The organism is Planomonospora algeriensis (assembly GCF_977012225.1).
This window is the reverse complement of sequence record NZ_CDRNDK010000823.1, coordinates 1-1538: the sequence shown is the minus strand read 5'-3', so window position 1 is coordinate 1538 and position 1538 is coordinate 1. Positions and strand designations below refer to the sequence as shown.

Annotated in this window: 2 protein-coding genes; one reads left to right on the top strand and one right to left on the bottom strand. The window is 75.7% G+C overall.

What is annotated here, in order from left to right; genetic code table 11:
- Nucleotides 1-29: 29 nt before the first annotated feature.
- Nucleotides 30-902: a D-alanyl-D-alanine carboxypeptidase family protein gene (locus tag ACWJ6R_RS36110; RefSeq protein ID WP_449066511.1), complete on the top strand. Its 873-nt coding sequence runs from the start codon at nucleotides 30-32 to the stop codon at nucleotides 900-902.
- A gap of 70 nt (nucleotides 903-972) precedes the next feature.
- Here ACWJ6R_RS36110 and ACWJ6R_RS36105 read toward each other — a convergent pair.
- On the bottom strand, nucleotides 973-1538 hold a 566-nt coding region (locus ACWJ6R_RS36105), incomplete at its 5' end, for a TrmH family RNA methyltransferase (protein WP_449066510.1).

The window sequence follows — 1538 nt, the reverse complement described above, 5'->3', positions numbered from 1 at the left end:
CGCCCGGCCCGTCACCGGGGCGGTGGGCCGTGCCCGCCCGGCGCGAGACGCCGGCCGTCTCCGCCCGCGCCGCCTATCTGGTCGACGCCACCACCGGGACGGTCCACTTCGGCAAGCAGGCGACCCGGCGGATGCCGGTGGCCAGCCTGGCCAAGGTCATGACGGCCTACGTCGTGCTGCGCGAGGCCCGGCTGACCGATCTGGTGACGGTCAAGGCAGGAGACGTGACGTACGCCAGGCGGAACGACGCCACCCGCGCCTCGCTGCGCGCCGGGGAGCGGCTGACCGTCAAGGACCTGCTGCACGGCGCGATGCTCCCCTCCGGCGCGGACGCCACCCACGCGCTGGCCCGCGTGTACGGTCCGGGCCAGAAGAGGTTCGTGGCCAAGATGAACGCCACGGCCCGCTCCCTGGGCCTGGCCGACACCGTCTACACCAACGCCGACGGGCTGCCCCGGCCGCGCGGCGGCCACTCCACCGCGGCCGACCAGGTGAGGCTGGCCGACCTCGCGCTGCGCCACCCGGTGCTGTCGGCCATCGCCTCCACCGAGCGGTACGTCGTGCCCGGGACCGCCGCGCACCGGCGGCACGTCTGGGCCAACACCAACGAACTGCTCGGCGCACCCGGCGTGCTGGGCGTCAAGACCGGCTACACCGGCGCCGCCGGCTACTGCCTGGCGTTCGCCGCCGACCGCGGCGGCCACCGGCTGGTCGGCGTGCTCCTCGGGGAGACCCGCTCCAAGCGGCGTTTCCAGACCGCCGGACGGCTACTGGACTGGGCGGAGGACCTGATCGAGGAGGCCCGGGCTCCGGAGCTCCCGCCGCCCGGCGGCGATCCCGCGCCGCCCGCCCCGCCGGACGGCCTGCTGGAGCTGCCGAATCTGGACTCCACCGTCCTTTGACGGCGCGGCTCCCTTCAGCGGCTCACTGACCGGCGGCGGACTGACCGGCAGCGCGCTGACCAGCGGCAGGCTAACCAGCGGCGGGCTGACCGGTGGGGCGGTCCCGGCGCATCAGGCCGTGGCAGGCGATGGCGGCGGCGGCCACCACGTTGAGGGAGTCGACGCCCAGGCCCATCGCGACCGGGCTCATCGGGATGCAGACCGGCTGGTCGGCCTCGTGCAGCCACCGGGAGGAGAGCCCGTCGCCCTCCGACCCCAGGAGCAGCGCCACCCGCTCCGGCATCTCCACCTCGTCCAGGGGAACGGCGGCCTGGTCGGGGGTGAGCGCCAGCGTCAGGAAGCCCGCCGCGCGCAGTTCCGCCAGGCCGTCGTACCAGTCGGCCATCCGCGCGTACGGGATCGCGAAGACCGCGCCCATCGAGACCTTCACCGACCTGCGGTAGAGCGGGTCGGCGCAGCGGGGCGAGAGGACCACCGCCTCGACGCCGAGGGCCGCGGCGCACCGGAAGATGGCGCCGACGTTGCCGTGGTCCACGAGGTCCTCCAGGACCAGGACGCGCCGGGGAGCGGTCCGCTCCCCGGCCGGACGCTCCCCGCCGTGGCTGCTCCGCCCCGCCGCGGCCTGCGCTGCGGGCC